This window comes from Streptomyces jumonjinensis, from assembly GCF_009600885.1.
Lineage (GTDB): Bacteria > Actinomycetota > Actinomycetes > Streptomycetales > Streptomycetaceae > Streptomyces > Streptomyces jumonjinensis.
In genome coordinates this window covers 81488-81791 of sequence record NZ_VCLA01000201.1, presented here as the reverse complement: position 1 = coordinate 81791, position 304 = coordinate 81488, and the positions used below count along the sequence as shown (strand labels likewise).

At 72.4% G+C, this 304-nt stretch carries 1 protein-coding gene; it reads right to left on the bottom strand.

The window, feature by feature from the left end; translation table 11 throughout:
• Nucleotides 1-84: hypothetical protein (locus FF041_RS40205; RefSeq protein ID WP_267133256.1), on the bottom strand; the 84-nt coding region annotated here is incomplete at its 3' end.
• Nucleotides 85-304 lie beyond the last annotated feature (220 nt).

The window sequence follows — 304 nt, the reverse complement described above, 5'->3', positions numbered from 1 at the left end:
GGAGGTGAGGAGCCCCCGGACATTCTCGATCACCACCAGACAGGGTCGAAGGACGGCGATGGCGCGGGCGACGTGGTGCCACAGACCGGACCGGGTGCCCGCGGACAGCCCGGCCCGGCGACCGGCGACGGAGACGTCTTTGACAGGGGAAACCGGCCGTCAGGACGCACACCTCCGGAACCGTCGGCCAGTCCACCGTCGAGATGTCGCCGAGGTTCGGCACCCGGGGCCAGTGCCGGGCCAGGATCTTCGAGGCGCCGGGGTCGGTGTCGGCGTGCCAGGCCAGCTGTCCGCCGAGGACGGC